Source organism: Marinobacter lipolyticus SM19 (assembly GCF_000397065.2).
GTDB lineage: Bacteria > Pseudomonadota > Gammaproteobacteria > Pseudomonadales > Oleiphilaceae > Marinobacter > Marinobacter lipolyticus.
The window spans coordinates 637,789-660,082 of record NZ_KE007306.1; the positions used below are offsets into that span (position 1 = coordinate 637,789).

Below are 22,294 nucleotides of genomic sequence, written 5' to 3' on the forward strand. Positions count from 1 at the left end.
TTGTTGCAGCTGTCAGTCACTCGCTTGATCTCCCACCGGTCGGCGATAACGGTAATAGGCGGCACAGGCGCCCTCCTCGGACACCATCGTCACCCCAAGCGGACGCTCCGGAGTACAGCGGGTGCCGAAGGCGGGGCATTGGTCAGGGCGGATTTCGCCCCGCAACACGGCCCCACTGAGGCATTCGCCCTGCGCCTCAGCCTCGCCGTTCACGGTGCCGAAACGGGCTTCTGCATCGAAGGATCTGTAGGCCGGCGACACCCCCAGCCCACTCTCCGGGATGCCTCCCATGCCCCGCCATTGCCTGGGCACCACCTGGAAGACTGCCTGCATCACATGCCGGGCCATGGCATTACCCGGGCGGCGGACGGCGCGGCTGTACTGGTTTTCAACACAGCTCTCACCTCGCTCCAGCTGGCGCACGCAGCGGTACACCCCCTCCAGGATATCCAGGGGTTCGAAGCCGGTCACGACAATGGGAACACCGTGCTCAAGGGCAATGGGCTCGTAAGCTTCATACCCGGTAATGGTGCAGACGTGGCCCGCGGCCAGAAATCCCTGAACCTGATTGCCCGGGCGTTCCAGCAAGGCGCGAATGGCCGGTGGCACCAGCACCTGGGAGACCAGCACCGAGAAATTCTCAAGCCCTGCCCGCTCGGCCTGATACACCGCCATGGCATTGGCCGGGGCCGTGGTTTCAAATCCGACCGCAAAGAAAACCACCTCATGGCCAGGGTTCTCTCTGGCCACCGTCAGTGCTTCCAGAGGCGAATACACCACCCGGACATCCGCCCCCCGCGCCCGGGCAGCAGACAGATCCGAATGCGTCCCGGGCACCCGCAGCATATCGCCGAAGGTGCAGAGAATGACCCCGGGGAGTCCGGCAATTTCCAAAGCCTTGTCAATGTAGGCGATGGGGGTCACACACACCGGGCATCCGGGGCCATGGATCAGGGAGATTGTGTCCGGCAGCAGCTGATCGATCCCGAAGCGCACGATGGCGTGGGTCTGCCCCCCACAGACTTCCATGAGGGTCCAGGGCCTTGTGGTGATGCGGGCGATGGCATCCGCATACCCGCGGGCGGCATCTGCAGTGCGGTATTCGTCACGGTACTTCATTGCGGCTCGTCCGCCTCCTGTTCCAGGGTGCGGAGGTACTCGAATACACGCTCGGCCTCGCGCGGGTCGACGATGGTAATGGCAAATCCCACATGCACCAGCACATAGTCCTGCTCTTGCACCTCGGGCACGTAGGCCAGATTGACTGACTTGATAACACCGCCAAAATCGACGCGCCCCTGACGGGTAAGCGGATCCTCGCCATCAATACTGATCAGGCGTCCCGGTACGGCCAAACACATGCCCCCTCCCTGCCCCAAAGCGCTCTGCTTGCCCAGGCCAACTGACCCAGCGCCAGCCCGCCATCATTAGGCGGTATCCGGCACGGCCAGAACACCTGGAATCCGGCGCCCTCAAGGGCTGTTATGGTCGACTCCAGCAGGCAGGCGTTCTGGAAACACCCGCCAGCCAGCACAACTCTCGACAGTTTAGCCTGTCTGGCCACCGCCACAATGACGTTGACCAGCCCCTGGTGAAAGGCGGCAGATATCCCGGACACTGGTCGGCCACGCCGGACGTCGTCCAACAGCGCATGAATCGCCGGCGCCCAATCCACCTGCCAGGGGCGGCCTGCCTCCGGTGCCGACAGCTCGAACGGATAGGGCGATGCCCAGTAATTGCGACCACGGGCCGCCTCCAGCTCGCCCGCCGCCTGCCCCTCGTAACTCGCCTGCTGGCAAATGCCAGACAAGGCCGCCACCGCGTCAAACAGTCGCCCCACACTTGAGGTTTCCGGCGCGTTCAGGCCGGCACTGAGCGACTGGATCAAGAGCTTTCGTTCCGTCAGGGTAAAACTGCTTACCGGCGCCAGTTCCTCACATTCCATGACCTGATCACCCAGTAACGCGTATAACAGCCCCAGGGCCGAACGCCGGGGTTCTCCCATGGCCGCCTCGCCACCCGGCAGGCGGAACTGCCGCAGATGTGCCACGCGCTCGTATCCCTGTGAGTCCAGGCGCAGGAACTCCCCGCCCCACAGAGTGTTATCGTCGCCAAGCCCACTGCCGTCCCACGCCACTCCAAGCACCGGCTCACTGATCCCATGTTCAGCCATCACCGCGGCAATGTGCCCAACATGGTGCTGGACCGCACACGGCACATTACCTCGGTCCTGTGCGTAGCGTGTTGTGAAGTAATCCGGATGGGCATCGTGGACCCAGCACTGGGGCTCAGTTGCGAACAGTGTCTGCAGGCCGTCCACCGTAAGGACAAAACCATCACGCCCCAGGGCACTGTTCATATCACCCAGATGCTGGCTCAGTACCACCCCGGAGCCGGTACTCAGGGCCACGGTGGATTTGAGATGGCCACCGGTCGCCGCCCACCCGACTGGTACAGGCCGGGGGAGGCTCAGATTCGGCGAATAGCCGCGGGCCCGCCGGAGTATCTGGGGCTGCCCTGCCAACACGCGAATGACGGAATCATCCAGCGGTCGCAGAATCGGGCGGTCGTGTACCAGAAATCCATCGGCAATCGCGCCCAGGCGGGCATAGGCTTCCTGGTTATCGATGGCAATCGGTTCGCCACTCAGGTTGCCACTGGTCGCGACCACCGGAAACCCCAGATCGCCGAGCAGTAGCTCATGTAGCGGCGTGCAGGGTAGCATCACACCGAGATCCGCCCTGCCTGGCGCCAGGTTGGCGGCCAGATGATAGTCAGGCGTACGGAGCAGCACTATGGGCCGCTCCGGACCCGTGAGCAGCTGGCTTTCCGATGCAGAGACCGGGCACACCTGCTGCAATGACGCCAACGAATCGAACATGACCGCCAGGGGCTTTCGTGGCCGGTGCTTTCGTTCGCGCAGGGTCTGAACCACGCGAGTGCTGCGAGCATCAGCCAACAGCTGGAACCCGCCCAGCCCCTTGAGCGCGATGATGTCACCCTTTGCCAGACGGCGGACCGCTTCGGACACGGCGGCCTCATCCTCTGCCAGCACCGTGCCATCAGGCTGACAAAAGGCGACACGGGGACCGCAGTCCGGGCAGGCATTGGGCTCGGCATGAAAGCGCCGACTGGCTGGATCGTGATACTCCGCCAGACAATGGGAACACATTTGAAAATACCTCATCGCCGTTCGGGCACGGTCATAAGGCAACCCCTCGATCAGACTGTAGCGGGGACCGCAATCCGTGCAATTGATAAAGGGGTATCGGTAACGCCGGTTGCCGGGATCGTGCAGTTCCTCGATGCACTGACGACAGGGAGCGAGATCCACAGGTAACCGTGTAGCAGCAGTGCCCTGCTCCTGACTCTCGCACACGCGGAACTCTCTACCCGCTTCCAACCCCGTGGACCGGGCTATCGGTTCCGCGCACACTGCCTCCACGCGAGCATTGACCGGGGCTTGCTGTTTCAGCCCGGACACCAGATTCTGCAGCGCCTCCGGGTGTCCCTCAGCCTCTACAACCACGCCCTCCGGGGTGTTACTCACCCACCCGGACAGCCCCAGCCCCGTCGCCAGTCGATAGACAAACGGTCGAAATCCCACACCCTGTACCAGGCCATGAATCTGGACACGCCAACGCACTGGCGCGGCTTCGACCCGGCAGCCGTCAGTCATGGGCCGGCCTCATCCTCCGTCTCCAGCTCCAGCTCCAGACTCTGTAACAGGACATCCTGGGCCTGGGGATGGTTGATGTCGTCGGACGTTTCAATCCTGAGATGGGCCTGCTCAGCGCAGGTTCCCGCTGCCTCCTGACGGAAGTGATCGGTGAAATGCTCCGGGGACATATGACACAGCGCACCCAGCCATACTGCCACTTCCACGACCCGTTCGGCGTTCTCGTCCGCGCACACCGTTTCGACCCGGTGAATCAGATTCTTGACCAGTGCCGTTTCATGCATGACCACTCTCCTGTCTGATCCTGTCAATCACTGCCTGAGTCACCCGGGGCAGCGTGTCCGCCACCGGTGGTGACAGCCCTTCACCGGCTTCGAAGCTGGTTGCCTCCACTGCAAACACCCGGCATACCGAAGGCAGCGCATCAAGCGCTCGGGCCAACTCAATTGCTTCCGATAGCCCCAGCGCATGGGACGAAAACGCGCCCCCCAAAGCTGGCAACGGTGAAGTGCTGGCGTCGAATTCCCGAGAGCTGCCCGGATCAAGCCCCATGACGGCGGCGTCGACCAGGTACACCGCGTCAGCGCCACTGATCAGGTCCACGAGCCCGGCCACTTCGCCACTGTGCTCAACCGCGCTGACGGTTGCCGGCAATCGATCACGAAGGGCGTCCACCACCAGCGGGCCAAGAGCATCGTCCCCCCGGTCCCGGTTGCCGATACCGATAACCCTGATGGGACCAGAGACATCACTCATGGCGGACATCCAGCTTGAGAAAATGCGTTGCACAGGAGATGCAGGGATCGTAGTTGCGGATGGTCTGCTCACAACGTTCGCGGAGGGTGTCGGCCGGCAAATCGAGCCAGCCACCCACCAGGTCTTTCAGGTCGGCCTCGATGCTCGGCTGGTTCTGCGCCGTGGGTGGCACAATCTGCGCCTCAAGGATGCCGCCGTTCTCATCGAGCCGGTAACGGTGAAACAGCAGTCCCCGCGGGGCCTCGGTGCACCCGCCCCCCTCCGAGGCCTTCGGCTCGGCCGTCTCGAACGGCCGTTCCGGTTCCTGGTATTCGTCGATGATGCGCAGGGCCTCATCGCAGGCATACACCACCTCGACGCTGCGCACCACAATGCTCTGAAACGGGTTGGTGCAGGTCACACCCAGACCGGCTTCTTTGGCCGCCTCCCGGGCCAGGTATGAGAGCTGGTCGTAATTAAGGCTGTAGCGCGCCAGGGGGCCGACCAGATAGCAATCATGCTCGCGCAGGTGCGAGTGCAGCGCCGTGGAGCGTAGCACGTGGGACTCCACAAAGTGGCGATTGTAGTCCTCGACAGCGATATCCAGCCCACGATTGGAAATAATACGCCCGGTATTCATGGCGTACTCATCCGGATGGTGCAGCGCAACCAGATGGTAGTCCCGCTCGGCTTCCGGCATGTACAGCCCGGCGGTCCAGCGCACAGTTGCCAGCGCGTCCTCTCGGGCCTGTTTCAGGGTTTCTGCCAGCGGTTCCAGTTCCTTGCGGGTCGGCGTTCGGTAGAATCCCCCCACCCGCACATTGATGGGATGAATTTCCCGACCGCCCAACAGGCTCATGATGGCATTACCCGCTTTTTTCAGGGACAGCCCCCGTTTGACGATGTCGGGGTGATCCCTCGCCATATCCACCGCCCCGGCGTACCCCAGGAAATCGGGGGCATGCAGCATGTAAATGTGGAGAGCGTGGCTTTCGATCCATTCGCCACAGTACAACAATCGCCGCAATGCCCGCAGCTGGCCTTCCACCTCAATGCCGAGCGCGTTCTCCATCGCATGAACAGCGCTCATCTGGTAGGCCACCGGACAGATACCACAGATGCGGGCAGTTACATCGGGCGCCTCCGCATAGTCGCGCCCGCGCAGAAACGCCTCGAAAAAGCGCGGCGGCTCGAAAATACGCAACTCCGCCTTGCTGACCTGGCCGTTCCGGATCGTCACGTTTAAGGCGCCCTCGCCCTCGACCCGCGCCAGGTAATCCACCTTGATGGTTTTACGGCTCATGACGTTCGCTCTCCTCACGGAACGGCCCGGCCCAGGCGTTGAACGTCCGGTAAAAGCGCAACCGTTCCGCCCGGCCCATGCCCAGTTGATCCAGGCGCTCACTCAGAGCAGGCGCGTTGGGGTTTTCCTTGGGCCCATAACAACCGTAGCACCCCCGATTATAGGACGGACACAGGGCGTTGCAGCCGCTGTGGGTCATCGGCCCCAGGCAGGGCGTTCCATGAGCCACCATGACGCAGACGTTGCCCCTGAGCTTACAATCCAGACAGACGCTATGGGCCGGCGTGACCGGTCGCCGTCCGCACAGGTACGCCGACACCACCTCCAGTAACTGCTGTTTGCTGATGGGGCAGCCTCGCAGTTCGAAATCCACCGGCACATGATCGGCAATGGGTGTGGAGGTGGACAATGTCTCAATGTACTCGGGGTGCGCATAGACAGCCGCCATAAAATCGTCAATATCGGCGAAATTACGCAACGCCTGAATACCGCCGGCGGTGGCACAGGCCCCGATGGTCACCAGCGTTCGCGAGCGTCGACGCACATCCTGAATACGCTCGGCGTCGTGGAGCGTGGTGATGGAGCCTTCCACCAGGGACAGATCGTACGTGCCACGGACACTGCCACGGGTGGCTTCCGGGAAATAGGCAATATCGACCGCCCCGGCGACCTGAAGCAATTCATCCTCACAATCCAGCAACGTCAGCTGGCAGCCATCGCACGAAGCAAACTTCCAGACACCGAGGCGTGGCTTGTGATCGGAGCGCGCCATATCAAAACTCCTTGAGGCTCAGTAATCCGCGGAGCCGGTCAAACGACAGCACCGGACCGTCTTTACAGACAAAGGTCGATCCGAACTGGCAATGACCACAATGTCCGAGCGCGCATTTCATATTTCGTTCCATGGACAGGTAAATGGACTCGTCCTCAACACCGGCATCCCGCAATGCATTGACCGTGAAACGCATCATGACTTCCGGCCCGCACACCATGGCCACGGTGTCTTCAGGGTCAAAATCCAGCGATGGCACCAGCGAAGGAACCACGCCAATCTTGCCCAGCCAGTCACCACCGGCATGGTCCACCGTAATATGAACTTCAACGTCCGGACGTTTGTTCCATTCCTCCAGTTGCCCGGCATAGAGGATATCCTCGGGACTGCGTGTGCCGTATAGCAGGATCACCCGGCCGTACCTCTCCCGATGGCGCAACACGTGATAGATAGCCGGTCGCAAGGGGGCCAGCCCTAACCCACCAGCCACGATCAGCAGATCCGCGCCCTCGCCTGCCGTCATCGGCCAGCCGACACCAAATGGACCACGCAGGCCAACCGCATCCATCGGTTTCAAAGCCGCCAGCTTGTTGGAGACCGGCCCCACCGCCCGCACTGTATGGATCAGAGTCTCTGTCTGTCCGGCATCACCGCTCAGACTGATGGGCACTTCCCCCACACCGAACATATAGAGCATGTTGAACTGCCCCGGTAAAAAGGGGCGACGACCGGCCCCACCGGGCTCCAGCTCCAACGTCCAGGTAGTCTCCAGTTCTTGCTGTTTACGCAGAACACGAACCGGCTCGGGCACCATGAAGTCATCTGAAATCACTCGGGCTGCTCCGGCGTACCATAAACGTCCAGAATCTGCATTTGTGTCGCGTGCAGCCGGCTGGTCAGAATCGGCAGCAGGCGCTTCATAACGTCGTAGCCCAGAACCGGGTCGTCATCACACTTCTTCCTCAGACAGTGCGCGTCCATAGCAATGGCACGGGTCAGCGTGATGGCGCGGGCATCGTAGGCCCAATGATAGGGTGGCAGAACCCAGGATACTCCCACCAGATCACCGTCATGGAGAGTCTGAAAACGCACCGACGGTTTTCCCGGCACCGCGATTTCCAGCGCCACCTGGCCAAAGCGGATCAGATAGAGGTAATCGGCGTCTCCGCCTTCGTGAAACAGGTATTCACCCGGGTTGAACCGGACATTGCGGGCGCAGCCGCAGACCAGATCACAGAACTCGCCGTCCAAACCGTGAAAGAACGGATGCTCGCAGACGATCTGGGCAATGTTTTTCATTCTTTGTCCCTCGATGACACATCATCGTGAATGGCATGAACTTCCTCCGTGATATCGATACCCACCGGGCACCAGGTAATGCAGCGGCCGCAACCGACACAACCCGAAGTACCAAACTGGTCCACCCAGGTGGCCAGCTTATGGGTCATCCACTGACGATAGCGGGACCGGGTTGAATTGCGCACACTACCACCATGGATATAGGAAAAGTCCGACGTAAAGCAGGAGTCCCAACGCCGGCTGCGCTCCGCGGTGCCCCCCTCCAGATCTGAGGTATCTTCCACGGTGGTGCAGAAGCAGGTGGGACAAACCATGGTGCAGTTAGAGCAGCTCAGACACCGGTCGGCAACCTCATCCCAGCGCGGATGCTCCAGGTTATCCATCAGCAAGGCAGGAATGGCGGTTTGCGGCATGCTCCGGCCCATCTGGCCGCGGGTTTTCTCCACCACGGCAGTGGCCGCTGTCTGATGGGCCTCTGTTGCAGGCTCCCGGGGCAATTCGGCCAGAACTTCCGCCCCCTCCTCTGAGCCTGACCGAATCAGGAACAGGTGGTTGTCACCATCAAGAAGCTCAGTGAGGACCAGGTCGTAGCCTTCTTTGACGTCGGGCCCGGTATTCATGGAATCGCAAAAGCAGGTGCCGCCCGCCTCGGAGCAGTTGAGCGCCACGAGGAAAGCCTGCTCACGACGTGAGCGATAATGGGGGTCGGCATACTCGTCCCCCATCAGTACGCGATCCTGAATCCCGATGGCCGCCAGTTCGCAGGCACGCACTCCGATGAAGGCGTATCGGGGCGGCTCATCCCGGGCGGGAACAAAACGCAGTTCATCCCCGTTGCGGGTCGCCTGCCATAGGGACACTTTGGGTGGGTGAAGAAAGCGTTTCCAGCTGTGGGGACCCACAGCATACCCGAACAATGCGTCATCCGAACGCCGTTTCAGTCGGTAGAGGCCGCCGTCCTGTTCATCCGTCCAGCCTGCGGGAAGCGCTTCGATGCGGGCGAGCTCTTCGTACACAATGGCCTGGTCCCGAACGGTCGGCCCTACAACCGTATACCCGCGCTGTGCCAATGCATCCAGCAAGCACTGCAAGCCTTGCCGCGTGATAACAGAGCCATCGTCGACGTTGTCCATGAGGAGACCTTCCATGATTGGCAATCAGACAATCACGAACCCGCTAATTGCCCTCTACAAGCTTTGGCAAGGCGGGGGGTTTTGTCAAAGATGGGGAGGGTGACAGGCGCCATTCAGACGCCCGCAAAGTGATCAAGCGGACTGAAACGCCTGACCAAGCGCCCGGATACAGGCCATCGGTTGATCGATTAACGGGACATGGCCGCTGTTTTCAAGCGTCACCAGCCTGACGTCGGGGATCAGGTCTGCCATGACAGCCTGACCTGGCCAGGGGTACATTTCCGAGCGACGACCAGCGAGCACAGTGGTGGGCACGAGCAGCTCAGGCAGGAATGAACGGAAATCGTATTCCCGTTCGGCGTAGGCCCGCATGTGCTGGTACAGGGTGTACCAGTTCTCGACCGGCACCAGCTGTTGGGCTACACCGGGGATTCGCATCAAACGCCCGGCGGCCCATTTCATCCAGCGACGGCTGAGGGCAATTTCCATGAATTCTGCCAGATCGTCATGAAATTGCTTTCGCAGGTTCTTTGGCAACGCGGCATATGGCGTCTCGGGATCAATCCGCTCCAGTTGCTCCAGCAAGGGCCACCAACCACGGATTCGCTGGGGTCCCTGCTCGCCAAAAATACCCCAGGGCCAGCCCGGACCGTGAGCAATCCGTGGCGCCTGATCAATGTGGACATAGTGACGGACCGCGCGTGAGCCGAACAGTTCCATATAGCGCAATGACGTGCTCGCGCCCATGGAAATTCCGCCCAACCCGACCGGCTCGCCAACGCTGTATTCGCGAATCACCGCGTCAAGATCCCTGGCATGACTGGTCAGTACACAGGGTTCACTGCAGGTCAGACGGGAAGACCCACCAAATCCTCGCAAGTCGGGAAGCACGAAGCGGAACCGGTGGGCCAGGGGCAAGATGATCGGCAACCAGTGGCGGCTGTCCATGCCAAAACCGTGAAGCAGGATCACCACCGGGCCACGCCCGATTTCCCGCACCTTCAGCCTGGCGCCATCGTGTGCTGTTACTCTTGCCATGTCTGTGTGGACTCCGCCGGAATGAAGGCGCTATTGTCCACATGGGGATGATGCCCGCTATGGGTTGCAGGGCCAATGACACTCCAGATACAAATTTGAGGCACAATGGAATTCACTTTTCTCGGTACATCCGCCGGAACACCGACTAGGGCACGCAACGTGACCGGCCTGGCCTTGTGCCACTCCGGTCCCAAGCCCTGGTACCTGGTGGACTGCGGTGAAGGCACCCAGCACCAGCTGCTGCGCACCCGCTACTCCGTCATGCAGTTACGGGCCATATTCATTACACATATCCACGGTGACCACACCTTCGGCCTGCCGGGCCTACTCACCAGTGCCTCCATGCTTGGCCGCACGGAACCGCTGGACATCATCGCGCCGGTCCAGGTACAGCGTTTCATCAATGCGGTAATCGAAAACAGCGACTCCAGCCTCAGTTATCCCCTGAACTTCATCGATTCCGAAGCATCGGACTTCCACTGGCAGGATCAACACTTCAAAGTTACCAACGTGGCGCTGTCCCATCGCGTGCCCTGCCGCGCCTATGTATTCACTGAGCGCAACCTGGAGCGACAGCTGCTGCAGGACAAGCTCCGGGGCGATGGCGTGGAACCCGGGCCCGGCTGGGGCGAATTGCAGAAAGGACAGGACGTACAGCTGGAGGATGGTCGTCTGCTCAGGAGTGAAGAGTATACCCACATTCCCCGCACCGCTCGCCGCCTGATCGTCGCCGGCGACAACGACAACCCGGAGCTGCTGAGCGGTGCCAGCAACGGCAGCCATGTGTTGATCCACGAGGCCACCTACACTCAGGATGTGGCGGATCGGGTCGGCCCCTGGCCACAACACAGCTCCGCCGAACAGGTAGCCCGGTTTGCCCAACAGGCCCGCCTGCCCAACCTGGTATTGACCCACTTCAGCTCCCGCTACCAGTCCGGACCGGGCGGCGCACCCCACATCAACCAATTGGCGGCCGAAGCCCTGCAGTACTACCAAGGCCAGCTGTTTCTGGCCCGGGATTTCGATACCTACCGGCTGGAAAAGGACTTGTCGCTGAGTTGCCTGACCACCAACACCACACACTCATGATCAGTTGATCTGCAGCTATTTCGCCATGTGCCCCACGTACTCGGCAGTAAAGGCGGTTTCCTGAAAGATCTTCAAACCGGTCTCTGCGAAAGGAATCGGCAGCGGATTGGCTGCCAGCGTGGACTTGATCAGCGCTGGCGAGAGCAACCTGACATCCAGATCGTTACCGTCAATCAGCTGAATAGCCGCCTCGAGCTTGAAGCTAATGGCGCCTCCGGCAAATTTGCCTTTTGGCATCCGCTCCTTGATCGCAACGCTGGTCACATGGTGCTCAGCCATCAATGCAGCAAAAGCCGCCTGGAACTGCTTCAGATCTTCCCGGGTGTGATGCTTGTTCAGCGACAGCTTACGGACCTTGCACTCCGGCAAGCTGAACTGTCCCCGGTCCAGGTTCAGTAAACACACCACCGCATCACTGCCGGTCAGCTCCACTCCGCAAACAATCATAGAATTCCCCTCAGCCACAGCGCTTTGTATAAAAATTTATCCGACATGCAGACATCCCGATGAATGGAAGAGAACCAGTCGCTCCATAGTGTCCGCCGGGGGAGACGTTTTAGCATGCTTAAGGAATTGGTTATACAGCCGGAAGTGGAAACTTAATACGCCGTTCTATGCGCTATCAGCGGCACGGGGCCGCAGTGAATCAATCAAGGTACCGGTGCAGGTCTAAACGATAACCTGACCGAAGGAAACAGACGAGAAGATCCCGCTGCCCGACACACCGGTTCCGATATTCCCCAATCATGCCACCAAAATGAAACACTGATCGCAAAAATGACACACCATTCATTTCTATTCCACTGAGCGTCTGCTACGTTTCAATTCGGGTTAGCAACCCGATCATATACAACAACAAAACAGGTTTAATAAAACTATGTTCAGAGCATTCCAATGCACCTTCCTGATGCTATTGGCATCTATTCTGTTTCTCCCACTGTCCGCCCACGCGGTAGAAGATACGCTCGACTACGGTCTGTACTGGTTTGACGGCAACAACAATTCTGTCAAAGCCGTTGAAGCTGACGGGACCGTCAACAACGTACCACGCAAATACTACGATCCGTCAAAACCGACGATCATTCACTTTCACGGCTGGCAGCCAGGATCGGCCACCCGCGGTGACGGCTACGATCGGGAAGATTTCCGCTTCGTCTGGGGTAATGAAGACGTCATCACGTCGAGCTCCTGGAAAAACAATGGCTGGAACATTGCCTACTTCTACTGGGACCAGTTTGCCGACGAAAGTGAAGTGAAAGATGCCGAAGCCAAGATGTGGACCGTCAACGGTCCCCGCGGCATGCGCTATCGCCTCAGTGACGGCAGCTACAGCACTCAGCATTCGCCCAGCAAATCCGTGGGCCAGATCGCTTTTGATCAGGTAAGTGCAGCGTTGGCCGAAAATACGTCTCACTATGTGCGTCTATCGGGCCATTCACTGGGCAACCAATTGGCTACCATCGTCGCCGGCAAAAACAGCGATGCAATCTATGCCGGTGACGCTGGCATAAACGTCATGGTTGACCGTCTGGAACTGCTGGATCCCTTCTGGTCAAAGGATGGCAAGGAATACCTGGGCGATGCCAATGGTGATGGCAACCTGGACTGGAATGGCGAGCGGACGTTCTGGACTGTCCAGGATCTGATCGCGCGTCACAACATCCCGGTAACAACCTACCTATCAAGCAATATCAATAACCTGTGGATCGGTGACAAGAACCTGCCATTGCGCGCAATCGTGACGGAGATGTGGAACCGTTTCTGGTACCTGGCCGATGAAGTGAACAAGCACAATCACGTGGTGCCGTTCTACTTCCGCTCGATGGCCTCGGCGCCTCCGGAAGAAGTGACCATCAACTGGGCAGGCGTACGGAGCGAAACCGGCAAGGATGCCGCAAGTGCCGCTACCGACGACAATCGGGTCCTGGAAATGATGGATGACACGAACTATTGGGATCAGGTGGAAGGCCGTTACACCGCTGATCCGGAAGACGACCAGTTCGAAATCAAGAACCACTAAGCCGGTTCCCCAATAAGCCGCGGGTTATTCCCGCGGTTTCGGCAAACACACTACCGCAAGTAATCTTGCCATTCCTGTCGTTAGTGCCATCGCCCTCAGCCACAGCACTTCTTGAATTTAACACCACTACCACAACTGCACGGGTCATTACGGGATGGCATTTGCGCCGTGGTAACCGTCACGTCTTTGTTCAAAAGTGCAGTCAGTTCGGCTATAGAAAAATGTGTTTGACATGCTGATATCCTGATGAACGGAAGAGTGCCCGGGCCGCTCCTGAAAATTCCCGGGCTATTCAGCGTTAATCACTCAGCTCAGCAGGCACTCTTTGGCTTCATTGATACGAGCGGCCAGATAATTGCTTCCGCCATGGTCCGGGTGAACTTTCTGCATCATCCCGCGGTGGGCCTGGATGATCTCTTCCCGGCTGGCACCGGGCTCCAGCCCCAGGATGTCCAGGGCTTCGCTTTCGGTCAGAGGGCCGCTGGTGTTGCCGGACTGGCCACGGTCGCCGGATTGCCTGCCGTCAGCCTCATCATCAGCACGCCAGGAGTCTCCGAACCGGCGGTCGAGGTAGGTTTCCAGCAGCCGGGCAGAGTCCTCGTCATGCGCCCGGCAGTGCTGTAGCAACTCGATAAATTCGCTTTCACCCAGGTCCGCCAGCTCCCGCCCGGCCATGGGGCCCTTCAGGATCTTGCCGCTCATGGCTCCGGAATCATGGTCCAGACTCATCTCGAGAATGTCGCTGGACACATGGGATTGGTTGCCCGCCCTGGCATTTGCCGACCCTGCCATGCCGCCCTTCAACAGAGATGGCAACAACCGGCGCAGCAACGGATAAAGAAACGCTAACAACACAAACAAAAAGTGCAACCGGCCGGTAACGGCGAGCACAACCACAATCGCGATACCGACAATCAACGCCAGCTTGAGAATGGCCGGATTGCGTTGGCTGGGCGGCAGACTGCGCAGCCAGAGCCAGGCGACAATCGACAACAGAATAACCAGTAGCGTTAGTGGCACTCAGATACCCCGGGCTCACCGGCCCATCGATGGATGGAAGATGGATGGAAACAAGCGCTATCGGATCTGCCGGGTCAGGCGCCTGACTTCCGGGGAACTGCGGCTGGAAAAATCCTGCAGGGCCTTGGCTCCCCCGGAAGCATAGACCGCAACAGCGGCCATAAGATCCTTTAGAACCTGCGGGCTGTTGCGATCAAAGGGGGCATAAGCGCCTCCGGACAACTTGCTCACCTGCTGGAATACCGCCCTGGCATGGGCATCGGCCCCCTCATGGAACATGAACACCGGGGTTCGCAGCATACCCAGTTCGCCAGCGGTGTGGCAGAGATCGTCCACCGACTCCTCGCAACAGTCCCCGATAAACACCACAGCCTTAACAGCCTCTGCACGGGTTTCTTTCACGGCGTGTGCCAACACCCGACTGATCTGGGTGCGGCCACCCAGGCAGGAGACGCCGTTCATCAGGTTCAGCAGCAGACCGGTCTCGGTGACAAATTTCGTGGCCTTGAACTCGCCAAAGCCCCGGTAGTAACAAAGCTGAATGGCCAGGCCACCCAAATCCCGGGTCGCCAGGAACAGCTCACTCTGCAAATGACAGGCCTGGTCCCAGGTCGCCTCCCGGCTCGCGGTCGCATCCAGTGCGAAAATCAGCCGGCCCTGCCCTCTACCTTGATCAGGCAGTTTGCGGACCTGGTGGATAAACTCGTCGATAGACTTTTTATCGGATTTGGTGCGTAGTTCTTTGTCGGACATAGGCTCCTGAAAACCGCCTGGGCTGGCCAAACATCTCTCTAAAAGCTTAGGGCAAAGACAGCGCAATTCACAGGCCCGACTCAGCAATACAGCAGGGCCTGGCAGCCCTTACAGAGTTGCCAGTGCCTCACCCACCGGCGTGTCGCCGGACACCACATCGAAGACGCAGTTAGCAGTATTGTCCGCATCCAGCACCGCCAGCAGCACACGGGCAACATCCTGGCGTGGAATCATACCGAATTCCTCTAGCCTCGCACTTACCGCAACCCTGCCGGAACCGTCATCATCGGTCAGCCGCCCCGGACGAACAATGGTGTAATTCAGGCCGCTGTTCTTCAGGTGCTCATCAGCATTGTGTTTCGCCCAGAGGTAATGGCGGATTTTTTCCGGCCCTTTTTCCGGCTCCTCAGCTCGCATACTGCTCACCATGATAAAACGCTTTATACCCATGGCCCTGGCTGTATCCACCAGTCGGATAGCGCCGTCCTGATCCACATCGATGGTTTTATCCGGCCCGGTATGGGGGCCAGAGCCAGCGGTAAAAATGACTGCATCGCAGCCTCTCATGGCCTCACTGCAGTCATGCTCCAGGTCACCCAGCACGGTTTCCGTGGCGCCCAGCTGTTGCAATTCCGGGCCCTGCCCCGGGTGGCGGATCAGGGCCCGAGCCTCATGACCGCTGTCAGCCATTTCCCGCAACAGGTGTTGCCCGATTTGCCCGTTGGCTCCTGCAATAAACACATGCATGTCGGATCTCCTGATTGTGTCCACCTCCGGATCAGGGACGACTAGTCCGGAGGTGGGACTTGTGACCCTGTTACTCTACCTCTTCTGCCTCTTCATTAGGAGCGCCAATGCCCGGTCCCCTGGGAGGAAGGTTCTCGGCAATCGCAATATCGGCGTCGAACAATGTTCCGTCGGCCATGGCCGCCACGACAGCTTTGGCAGCACTGTACGCGGTCTTGGTGATGTAGCCGTTGCCCTTGGTTCCAATGCCACCACGCATCTCGAATAACACCGAGCCGGCCCCCAACAGTCCATAGGCGTTACGGGCGATTCCAGGCGTCGTTGTTCCAGGATAGAGCGTGAGATTGGCATAACCATACTGATCAAGCTCTGTGGCCATAACACTGACCACTTTTTTTGCCAGTTCAACTCCATCCTCAAACTGATCGACCACTCCAAGTGCCTCAGCCGCCGAGGTGGCATTGGGCCACATGGTCGATCCGGTAATCAGTTTGCCCTCGGCATCAACGTAGGAGCCCTGGTGGTGAAAATCGATAACCACCGAAGGCTGAAACTCGTCAAACAACAAACGCATGGCAACCGACTCAGGAACAGGGTTGGGCCCTCCGACATAGGGATCGACCTCCGGGCTATCCTCAATAAACGAATGGTACCGGTTAATGTCATACCCCCGACCGCGCTGATAAAAGGCGGGACAAGGGCCAGTAACACAGAATGGGTCGTAGTTCTGGCGCCACGGCGGCGTATTTCCGAAAGCGTCTTCGACACTGGCATCAAATCCGTCAACATTGACTCTGGGCACAATGGTAAGCGTCAGGGCATCCCGTATGGCACTGGATTCTTTCGAGTTGCTGGAAAGGTCTCTGGCCAACTCAATCATCGCCTCACTCACAACGTACTCGTTGCCGTGTTGCTGCGCTATGACCATGATCCGCCGAGGGCCACTCCCAATGGTAACCACGGGGATTTCACGGCCTGTGTTACTGACGCGCGGAGCACTTGAAAGAACGAACTCGCCTTTGGCTGACCGATCCAGTTGCTCAAGCGTATGCCAAAGCTGCTCATAACTGCGTAATGCGGCCAAAGACATATTCTGTTCGTCGGTGAGCGAGGGGCCGTTGGGTTTACTCTGGGGAGCGGCAGACACCAACCCCGTCAAAATCAGACTACCGATGGCAATAATCGATAAACACGTTTTCATGAGAAATCCTTCCTCTACCTATGTTTAATTGAGTCATTACCTAACTAACAGGACACCAACTTGCATCCAGTGCAGATGCGCCTCGCAGTTTTATTGTTTGCCCATTATCTAGTTTGAAAACCTGGCCGGCGCAAGAGTAGTCATCGGGTACCCAAAAGCAAAAGCCCCGCGATCAGCGATACTGTAAAACATTGACGGGGTTATTCGCCAAGCGGAGTTGAACTGGCCGAAAGATTTGGAGATGAAATGCGAAACCACTCCCGGCTGCCTTTCTGGCACGCTCAAACCAGTGCTCGCGCGGAATCGTGTACTTTTCCTCTGGTGGTTCTTCTTACAGTCGCCCTGGCCTTGCCGCGCGACGTTCAGGCCTCAAGTAACTTCTACCTGCTGTACCGCCAGTGGCAGGCCTACGACTGGCCGGAAGATGTGTCATCGGCCTCCGATGTACCCCGTGCTCAGCGCGGGCTGGGCTGGGGGCGACGGGGTGCTGCGGGCGATTTCGGCATTGACTACGATTATCAGCCTCTGCGCATTCGCACTGGCGAACCGGCGCACAACGGCCATTTGCACCGATTGACCTTCGGCGGCCAATGGCAGTACCGGCTTTACCGCGTGGAAGCGCGGGCTGGCTTGGCCGGTACATCCAATATGTTCAAGGATCAAACCTTTCATAGTGATGTGCTGAACGGCCGTGTGGCGATGTTCCGAGCAGTGGGTGAAGGCTCGCCCCTGAGCCTGGGCGTCGGCGGCGATCATCGCTTCGGTTCTTTCCGCTGGCTTCCCAGGATGCGCTGGGAGCACGCAAATGCAAACGGCCACTGGCTGATGGACCTGCCTGTCATGCTGCGTTGGCAAAGTCCCGGTGACCGCTGGGAGCTGCGACTGGAACGCGTGGGGGATCGCTGGGCCACTCTTGATGAAGCCCGGGAAGTCGAAAGCGCGCTTTATCTGCGCGAGTGGAGAGCGGAGCTGACATACCGGATCAACTCAGGTAAAGCATTGTGGCCCGCGGTGGTTCTGGGACTTGGCGCGAGTGTGGATACCCGCGTCCGATATCGGGATCTGGACGCAGGAACCCTGGATCTACGGTTGGGCGATGCTGTTCTGGGAAGCATAAGGCTCAACTGGTAAATCGATTGGATGATGTAGGGGAGAATGCTGGCTTTAGTTCGCCAGCGCAGCCCGCACTTTCCTGCTCAAATGCCCCATATCCTGCATTCCCTGGGCATCGGTCGAGCTGATGGACATGCGAATCAAACCATCCAGATCATCCTCGGTCAGGGCGGCGCTCATCAATCTCGATCTTCTTGACCGCGGCCTGGGCCAGGTCTGTTAACATCTACTCGACGCTCTCCCTCCATAACACCAACTGGCACTAATGCATGAAACTCAACCCCTTTAATACCCGTATCGGCCTGGCCCTGGGAGGCGGTGCCGCCAAGGGCATTGCGCACATTGGTGCACTGAAGGCTTTCGAAGAAGAGCACATCCGGATTCACTGTATTTCGGGCACCAGTGTGGGCGCACTGGTCGCGAGTTATTACGCCTTCGGCCGCCGGGCAGAATCCATACTTTCCATTGGTTCAACCCTGAACCTGTCCAAGATTCTCAACTTCACCCTGGAGCGCGGCGGTCTGTTCAGCACCAATGCCATTCGGGAGATGATCCATCGGGATCTGGGGGATTGCCGGATTGAAGATGCCGACATCCCCCTCGCCATTTGCGCAACGGATATTGAAACCGGCGAACAGCTGATATTCAGGGAAGGCAACCTCGCGGACGCCGTTTGTGCCTCCATGGCCGTGCCCGGCCTGTTTGTGCCGGTGGAGGTGGATGGCCGCATTCTGGTCGACGGCGGGCTGGTTGAGAATGTCCCGATCTCGCCGTTGGCGGGCATGGGCGCGGGCATAATCGTCGCCGTCGATCTCAGCCATGTCGGCCGATATCCGAAACCGGAAGATACGTTTGATGTGATCAGCAACGCCATTAACATTGGTATTGACTTCAATACCCGCAAGCAACTGAAAAAAGCAGACATAGCGGTACCGCTGGATCTGAGCCGTTACAGCCTGACCAACAACGCCGACTGTGTGGAAGAGCTTTACCTCGAAGGCTACCGTCCCATGAAGAAAAAGATTCGCCGGGTGCTCTGGTACAAGCGGTTGAATCTCTTCATTTACCTTTTAAAAGCGGCCCTCAGAGTGTTGCCCCTCAAAGTCCCCGAGATCATTACAGACCTCAAACGTCATGCCGCAGCAGTCCGAAACCGAAGTTAGTGAATCAGCGCACAGTGGTGGTGAACCAAAAGGCCATTTGCGGAGTACTCTGCTAGCCTGCCAATTCTATTAATGCAAACGGAGCTTCCGCATGATTACAGTTCACCACCTCAATAATTCCCGCTCACAGCGCGTTCTCTGGATGCTGGAAGAGCTGGGCGTGCCCTATGAGATCCAGCGTTACGAACGCGATCCAAAAACCATGCTGGCACCGGAAGGCCTCAAAAAGATACACCCATTGGGTAAATCACCGGTGATCACCGACGGAGATCTGGTGGTGGCCGAATCCGGGGCCATTATTGAATACCTTGCCCACACCTACGGCAAAGACACCCTGCTACCGGAGACTGGCGGCCAGGCGTGGCTTGATTACACCTACTGGCTGCATTACGCCGAAGGCTCGTTGATGCCCCCGCTGGTGATGCGTCTGGTATTTCAAAAGGTAAAAACCAGCCCGATGCCGTTCTTTATCAAACCGGTGGCAAAAGGCATTGCCGACAAAACCACGGCAACGTTCATCGGCCCGATGATCAAAACGCACCTGGATTTTGTCGAATCCCACCTGGCGAAAAACACCTGGTTTCTGGGGGATAACCTCAGCGCGGCGGATATTCAGATGAGCTTTCCGTTGGAAGCGTCAGTCGCTCGGGGTATCGTTGGTAAGAACCGACCACATATCACCGCCTGGGTGGATCAAGTGCATGCCAGACCGGCTTACCAGAAAGCGCTCGAAAAGGGCGGAAAATACGACTTTGCCTGAGTTGTTGTCTACCCTGCGCCCCCAAAAGCTGCCTTTCCGGCGTCGTCTGACCCGGGCCGCCGTCGCTTTGATCTATCGGCGCACGAAGGATGGCGGAGTGGAGTTGCTGTTTATCCAGCGGGCCCGTCGGGAAGGCGATCCCTGGTCCGGGGACATGGCCTTTCCCGGCGGGCGCATGCAACCGGAGGATGCCACTCCCCGGGCGGCGGCCGAACGGGAAACCCTCGAGGAAACCGGCGTCGACCTGATGCGCCATGGCCGTTTCCACGCCCGGCTCTCTGACCTGATTACCCGCCATCACAGCCGCTGGCGACCGATGGTCGTCACGCCCTACGTTTACGAATGGCAGGGAAAACAGCCTGTCACGCTGAACCATGAAGTCGAGCGAGTGGTGTGGGTTCCCCTCGACTACCTCGCAGCCAAAGAGAACCAAAGCAGACTGCCCTGGCGCACGCCCATCGGCACCTTGCAATTCCCCTGTTGCCGATATCAGGAGTACTGCATCTGGGGGCTGAGTTATAGCATGTTGCAGGAACTGCTGGCGCTGGACATGATCAGCCAATAACCGTGATGCCCGCGCCTGATGTTCTTTATGCCTCGTAGACGTCGCGCAGGGTCAGCATGCTGAAATCCGGAGTCACACCCAGCCCGGGGCGATCACTCAACGTCATTCGGCCACCAGACACTTCGGGGGCTCCGGTGGCAAGCTGAGCCGTGTTGTAATTGTGAAGATCCGTTGTATTCAGCAAAGCCCTGGCCGGTGTACTCGCCGCCAGATGGGCATAGGCTGCCGTGGCTATACCGCTGCCCCACGCATCTTCGATTGTCATGGGTATTCCGGCATCCACGCACACATCCCTTATGATTCGGGAGGGGGTCAGGCCACCAAACTTGCTGACCTTCAGAGCCATCGCATCCATGGCATCGTCGCAGAGAGCCCGCTGTACATCGGCCAGGGAGTTGAGGCTCTCATCCAGCTTGACTGGATGCCCTATCCGACGCCGGACCGACAGGCATTCCTCATAACCCCGGCAGGGCTGCTCCAGATAAAGGTCCACCCCGCCGATCGCCTGTGAAAAGCGCACAGCCTGATCCCGCCGCCAGGCTGCATTAATGTCTCCAACCCAGAGCTCATCGGAGTGTTTGAACTTGCTCAGAGCCCGGATAAGATCGATGTCCTCCTCAACCCGATGCCCCAGCTTGATCTGAATGTGCCGGAACCCTTCAGAACGATAGCGTTGCAAAGACGCTTCCATCTCATCCGGCTCACCCAGAGAAACAATCCGGTGCAAAGGCATGGAGGGCATCTGGAGCCCGCCCAGTAGAGTGTAGACGGGCAATCCGGCCGCTTTGCCCAGTATGTCCCAGCAGGCGATATCAATGGCAGCCTTGGCAACAGCGTGTCCGGTCAGCGCCTGATCCATGCGCTCATAGATGAAAGAGGTCTGGCGTGGATCTTCTCCGATGACAACAGGCGCCAGCAATGACAGGCACGAGGGGAGCCCCTCGGCGAACGCGGCCATGTAGTTGGGACCACAGGGACAAACCTCGCCATAACCAGTAACGCCCATATCCGTGGTCAGCACGACCACGGTACTGGTAAACCTTTTATGCGATCGCCCACCCGCAAAGGCATACGCCTTGCCAGCGTATTCCAAGTCTGCGGTATACACTTCCACACTCGTGATACGCATGATAAGCCTCCCGATGCAGGCCGATTCTGATCCGAGGCACTTCTCCCTCGAACAAAGCCCCCGACTTCTGGAATAATGCGACTAAACGCTTCACAAGAGCAACTCCATGCCCTATCAGTTTGAAGACCTCAAAAAGCACTGCCCGACCGAATGGCGTGACTACATCGAACACAGCTTTGTTCGCCAGCTGGGCAATGCCTCACTGGCAGCGGAGGCATTCCAGCATTACCTCAAGCAGGACTACCTGTTCCTGATCCAGTTCGCCCGCGCCTTTGCTCTGGCCGCATACAAAAGCCCGACCCTGTCGGACCTGCGGCAGGCCAAAGACGGGTTGCAGGCCATTCTGGACACCGAGTTGGACCTGCACATCCAATACTGCAACGAGTGGGGGATTTCAGAGGATGAACTGGCCAACCTGCCGGAAGCCCGTGCCACCCTTGCCTACACCCGCTATGTGCTCGACACCGGCAACCGTGGCGACCTGCTGGACCTGCATGTCGCCCTGTCCCCCTGCATAGTGGGCTATGGCGAGATTGCCAACTGGCTGAACGACCGCGCGGACACCATTCGGGGCGAAGCTAACCCCTACGATGCCTGGATCTCCATGTACGAAAGCGACGAATTCCAGGACGCCATGCAGGCGGAGATTCGCTGGCTGGATGAACGACTGGCCGACGTGTCCCCTGCCCGCTTCGAGCAACTGACCCGAATCTTCCGGGACGCCACCCGGCTGGAAATCGATTTCTGGGACATGGGATTGAACCTGAGCGACTGA

25 protein-coding genes and 1 pseudogene are annotated in these 22,294 nt (G+C 58.9%); 7 read left to right on the top strand and 19 right to left on the bottom strand.

Annotated features, from left to right (window positions below; all coding sequences use genetic code 11):
* Positions 1–12: 12 nt before the first annotated feature.
* The 11 genes from hypD to MARLIPOL_RS02945 all read right to left on the bottom strand — a co-directional run bounded on the left by hypD (position 13) and on the right by MARLIPOL_RS02945 (position 9,959).
* A complete protein-coding gene (hypD, locus tag MARLIPOL_RS02895) occupies positions 13–1,119 on the bottom strand; it encodes a hydrogenase formation protein HypD (RefSeq protein WP_012136575.1) in 1,107 nt (368 codons plus the stop codon).
* Positions 1,116–1,361, bottom strand: a complete 246-nt coding sequence (locus tag MARLIPOL_RS02900; protein ID WP_012136576.1) for a HypC/HybG/HupF family hydrogenase formation chaperone — start codon at positions 1,359–1,361, stop codon at positions 1,116–1,118. The genes hypD and MARLIPOL_RS02900 overlap by 4 nt, the downstream gene beginning before the upstream one ends.
* On the bottom strand, positions 1,334–3,679 hold the full coding sequence (gene hypF, locus MARLIPOL_RS02905) for a carbamoyltransferase HypF (RefSeq protein WP_012136577.1): 2,346 nt from the start codon (positions 3,677–3,679) through the stop codon (positions 1,334–1,336). Before hypF ends, MARLIPOL_RS02900 begins: the two co-directional genes overlap by 28 nt.
* On the bottom strand, positions 3,676–3,963 hold the full coding sequence (locus MARLIPOL_RS02910) for a hydrogenase/urease maturation nickel metallochaperone HypA (protein ID WP_012136578.1): 288 nt from the start codon (positions 3,961–3,963) through the stop codon (positions 3,676–3,678). The genes hypF and MARLIPOL_RS02910 overlap by 4 nt, the downstream gene beginning before the upstream one ends.
* On the bottom strand, positions 3,956–4,435 hold the full coding sequence (locus MARLIPOL_RS02915; RefSeq protein ID WP_012136579.1) for a hydrogenase maturation protease: 480 nt from the start codon (positions 4,433–4,435) through the stop codon (positions 3,956–3,958). The genes MARLIPOL_RS02910 and MARLIPOL_RS02915 overlap by 8 nt, the downstream gene beginning before the upstream one ends.
* Positions 4,428–5,717: a Ni/Fe hydrogenase subunit alpha gene (locus MARLIPOL_RS02920; protein ID WP_012136580.1), complete on the bottom strand. Its 1,290-nt coding sequence runs from the start codon at positions 5,715–5,717 to the stop codon at positions 4,428–4,430. The genes MARLIPOL_RS02915 and MARLIPOL_RS02920 overlap by 8 nt, the downstream gene beginning before the upstream one ends.
* Entirely contained in the window at positions 5,707–6,489 is a 783-nt protein-coding gene (locus tag MARLIPOL_RS02925; protein WP_012136581.1) for an NADH-quinone oxidoreductase subunit B family protein, read from the bottom strand. The genes MARLIPOL_RS02920 and MARLIPOL_RS02925 overlap by 11 nt, the downstream gene beginning before the upstream one ends.
* A gap of 1 nt (position 6,490) precedes the next feature.
* The gene (locus tag MARLIPOL_RS02930) at positions 6,491–7,321 is read right to left on the bottom strand and encodes an FAD/NAD(P)-binding protein (protein WP_012136582.1); all 831 of its coding nucleotides are present in this window, start codon (positions 7,319–7,321) and stop codon (positions 6,491–6,493) included.
* Positions 7,318–7,788 (bottom strand): cyclic nucleotide-binding domain-containing protein, encoded by a 471-nt coding sequence (locus MARLIPOL_RS02935; protein ID WP_012136584.1) that lies wholly within the window; start codon positions 7,786–7,788, stop codon positions 7,318–7,320. The genes MARLIPOL_RS02930 and MARLIPOL_RS02935 overlap by 4 nt, the downstream gene beginning before the upstream one ends.
* Positions 7,785–8,921 carry a 4Fe-4S dicluster domain-containing protein gene (locus MARLIPOL_RS02940; protein WP_012136585.1) on the bottom strand — a complete coding sequence of 379 codons (1,137 nt, stop codon included), beginning with the start codon at positions 8,919–8,921 and terminating at the stop codon, positions 7,785–7,787. The genes MARLIPOL_RS02935 and MARLIPOL_RS02940 overlap by 4 nt, the downstream gene beginning before the upstream one ends.
* A gap of 132 nt (positions 8,922–9,053) precedes the next feature.
* Positions 9,054–9,959, bottom strand: a complete 906-nt coding sequence (locus MARLIPOL_RS02945) for an alpha/beta fold hydrolase (RefSeq protein ID WP_012136586.1) — start codon at positions 9,957–9,959, stop codon at positions 9,054–9,056.
* 105 nt (positions 9,960–10,064) lie between these two features.
* On the opposite strand from MARLIPOL_RS02945, the gene MARLIPOL_RS02950 reads away from it, so the two are divergent.
* Positions 10,065–11,048, top strand: coding sequence for a ribonuclease Z (locus MARLIPOL_RS02950; protein ID WP_036190309.1), 984 nt, complete (start codon positions 10,065–10,067; stop codon positions 11,046–11,048).
* A 15-nt stretch (positions 11,049–11,063) separates the two neighbouring features.
* Here the strand turns inward: MARLIPOL_RS02950 and MARLIPOL_RS02955 are convergent, their stop codons facing one another.
* Positions 11,064–11,495, bottom strand: a complete 432-nt coding sequence (locus tag MARLIPOL_RS02955) for a DUF3010 family protein (protein ID WP_012136588.1) — start codon at positions 11,493–11,495, stop codon at positions 11,064–11,066.
* Positions 11,496–11,925: 430 nt separating this feature from the next.
* Here MARLIPOL_RS02955 and MARLIPOL_RS02960 point away from each other — a divergent pair, with 430 nt between their 5' ends.
* Positions 11,926–13,068 carry a hypothetical protein gene (locus MARLIPOL_RS02960; RefSeq protein ID WP_012136589.1) on the top strand — a complete coding sequence of 381 codons (1,143 nt, stop codon included), beginning with the start codon at positions 11,926–11,928 and terminating at the stop codon, positions 13,066–13,068.
* A 95-nt stretch (positions 13,069–13,163) separates the two neighbouring features.
* Here MARLIPOL_RS02960 and MARLIPOL_RS18745 read toward each other — a convergent pair whose 3' ends face one another.
* The 5 genes from MARLIPOL_RS18745 to MARLIPOL_RS02980 all read right to left on the bottom strand — a co-directional run bounded on the left by MARLIPOL_RS18745 (position 13,164) and on the right by MARLIPOL_RS02980 (position 16,789).
* Complete coding sequence (locus MARLIPOL_RS18745) at positions 13,164–13,229, bottom strand: SEC-C metal-binding domain-containing protein (protein WP_228677580.1); 66 nt, start codon at positions 13,227–13,229, stop codon at positions 13,164–13,166.
* 145 nt (positions 13,230–13,374) lie between these two features.
* Positions 13,375–14,088 carry a J domain-containing protein gene (locus MARLIPOL_RS02965; RefSeq protein WP_012136590.1) on the bottom strand — a complete coding sequence of 238 codons (714 nt, stop codon included), beginning with the start codon at positions 14,086–14,088 and terminating at the stop codon, positions 13,375–13,377.
* 57 nt (positions 14,089–14,145) lie between these two features.
* Positions 14,146–14,841, bottom strand: coding sequence for a hypothetical protein (locus MARLIPOL_RS02970; protein WP_012136591.1), 696 nt, complete (start codon positions 14,839–14,841; stop codon positions 14,146–14,148).
* 108 nt (positions 14,842–14,949) lie between these two features.
* Positions 14,950–15,588: an SDR family oxidoreductase gene (locus tag MARLIPOL_RS02975; RefSeq protein WP_012136592.1), complete on the bottom strand. Its 639-nt coding sequence runs from the start codon at positions 15,586–15,588 to the stop codon at positions 14,950–14,952.
* A gap of 70 nt (positions 15,589–15,658) precedes the next feature.
* Positions 15,659–16,789, bottom strand: coding sequence for a M14 family zinc carboxypeptidase (locus MARLIPOL_RS02980; RefSeq protein WP_012136593.1), 1,131 nt, complete (start codon positions 16,787–16,789; stop codon positions 15,659–15,661).
* A gap of 246 nt (positions 16,790–17,035) precedes the next feature.
* Between MARLIPOL_RS02980 and MARLIPOL_RS02985 the strand changes: the two genes are divergently transcribed.
* Entirely contained in the window at positions 17,036–17,920 is an 885-nt protein-coding gene (locus MARLIPOL_RS02985) for a hypothetical protein (protein WP_012136594.1), read from the top strand.
* Positions 17,921–17,953: 33 nt separating this feature from the next.
* Here the strand turns inward: MARLIPOL_RS02985 and MARLIPOL_RS18870 are convergent.
* Positions 17,954–18,082: pseudogene (locus MARLIPOL_RS18870) on the bottom strand (GatB/YqeY domain-containing protein); the annotation flags it as partial.
* 89 nt (positions 18,083–18,171) lie between these two features.
* Here MARLIPOL_RS18870 and MARLIPOL_RS02990 point away from each other — a divergent pair.
* The 3 genes from MARLIPOL_RS02990 to MARLIPOL_RS03000 all read left to right on the top strand — a co-directional run bounded on the left by MARLIPOL_RS02990 (position 18,172) and on the right by MARLIPOL_RS03000 (position 20,390).
* Complete coding sequence (locus MARLIPOL_RS02990; protein ID WP_012136596.1) at positions 18,172–19,065, top strand: patatin-like phospholipase family protein; 894 nt, start codon at positions 18,172–18,174, stop codon at positions 19,063–19,065.
* Between the two features lie 91 nt (positions 19,066–19,156).
* Positions 19,157–19,825 carry a glutathione S-transferase family protein gene (locus MARLIPOL_RS02995; RefSeq protein WP_012136597.1) on the top strand — a complete coding sequence of 223 codons (669 nt, stop codon included), beginning with the start codon at positions 19,157–19,159 and terminating at the stop codon, positions 19,823–19,825.
* A complete protein-coding gene (locus tag MARLIPOL_RS03000; protein WP_012136598.1) occupies positions 19,818–20,390 on the top strand; it encodes an NUDIX hydrolase in 573 nt (190 codons plus the stop codon). The genes MARLIPOL_RS02995 and MARLIPOL_RS03000 overlap by 8 nt, the downstream gene beginning before the upstream one ends.
* A gap of 25 nt (positions 20,391–20,415) precedes the next feature.
* On the opposite strand, the gene MARLIPOL_RS03005 is transcribed toward MARLIPOL_RS03000, so the two are convergent.
* Positions 20,416–21,519: a mandelate racemase/muconate lactonizing enzyme family protein gene (locus MARLIPOL_RS03005; protein WP_012136599.1), complete on the bottom strand. Its 1,104-nt coding sequence runs from the start codon at positions 21,517–21,519 to the stop codon at positions 20,416–20,418.
* 106 nt (positions 21,520–21,625) lie between these two features.
* Between MARLIPOL_RS03005 and tenA the strand changes: the two genes are divergently transcribed.
* Positions 21,626–22,294, top strand: coding sequence for a thiaminase II (gene tenA, locus MARLIPOL_RS03010; protein WP_012136600.1), 669 nt, complete (start codon positions 21,626–21,628; stop codon positions 22,292–22,294).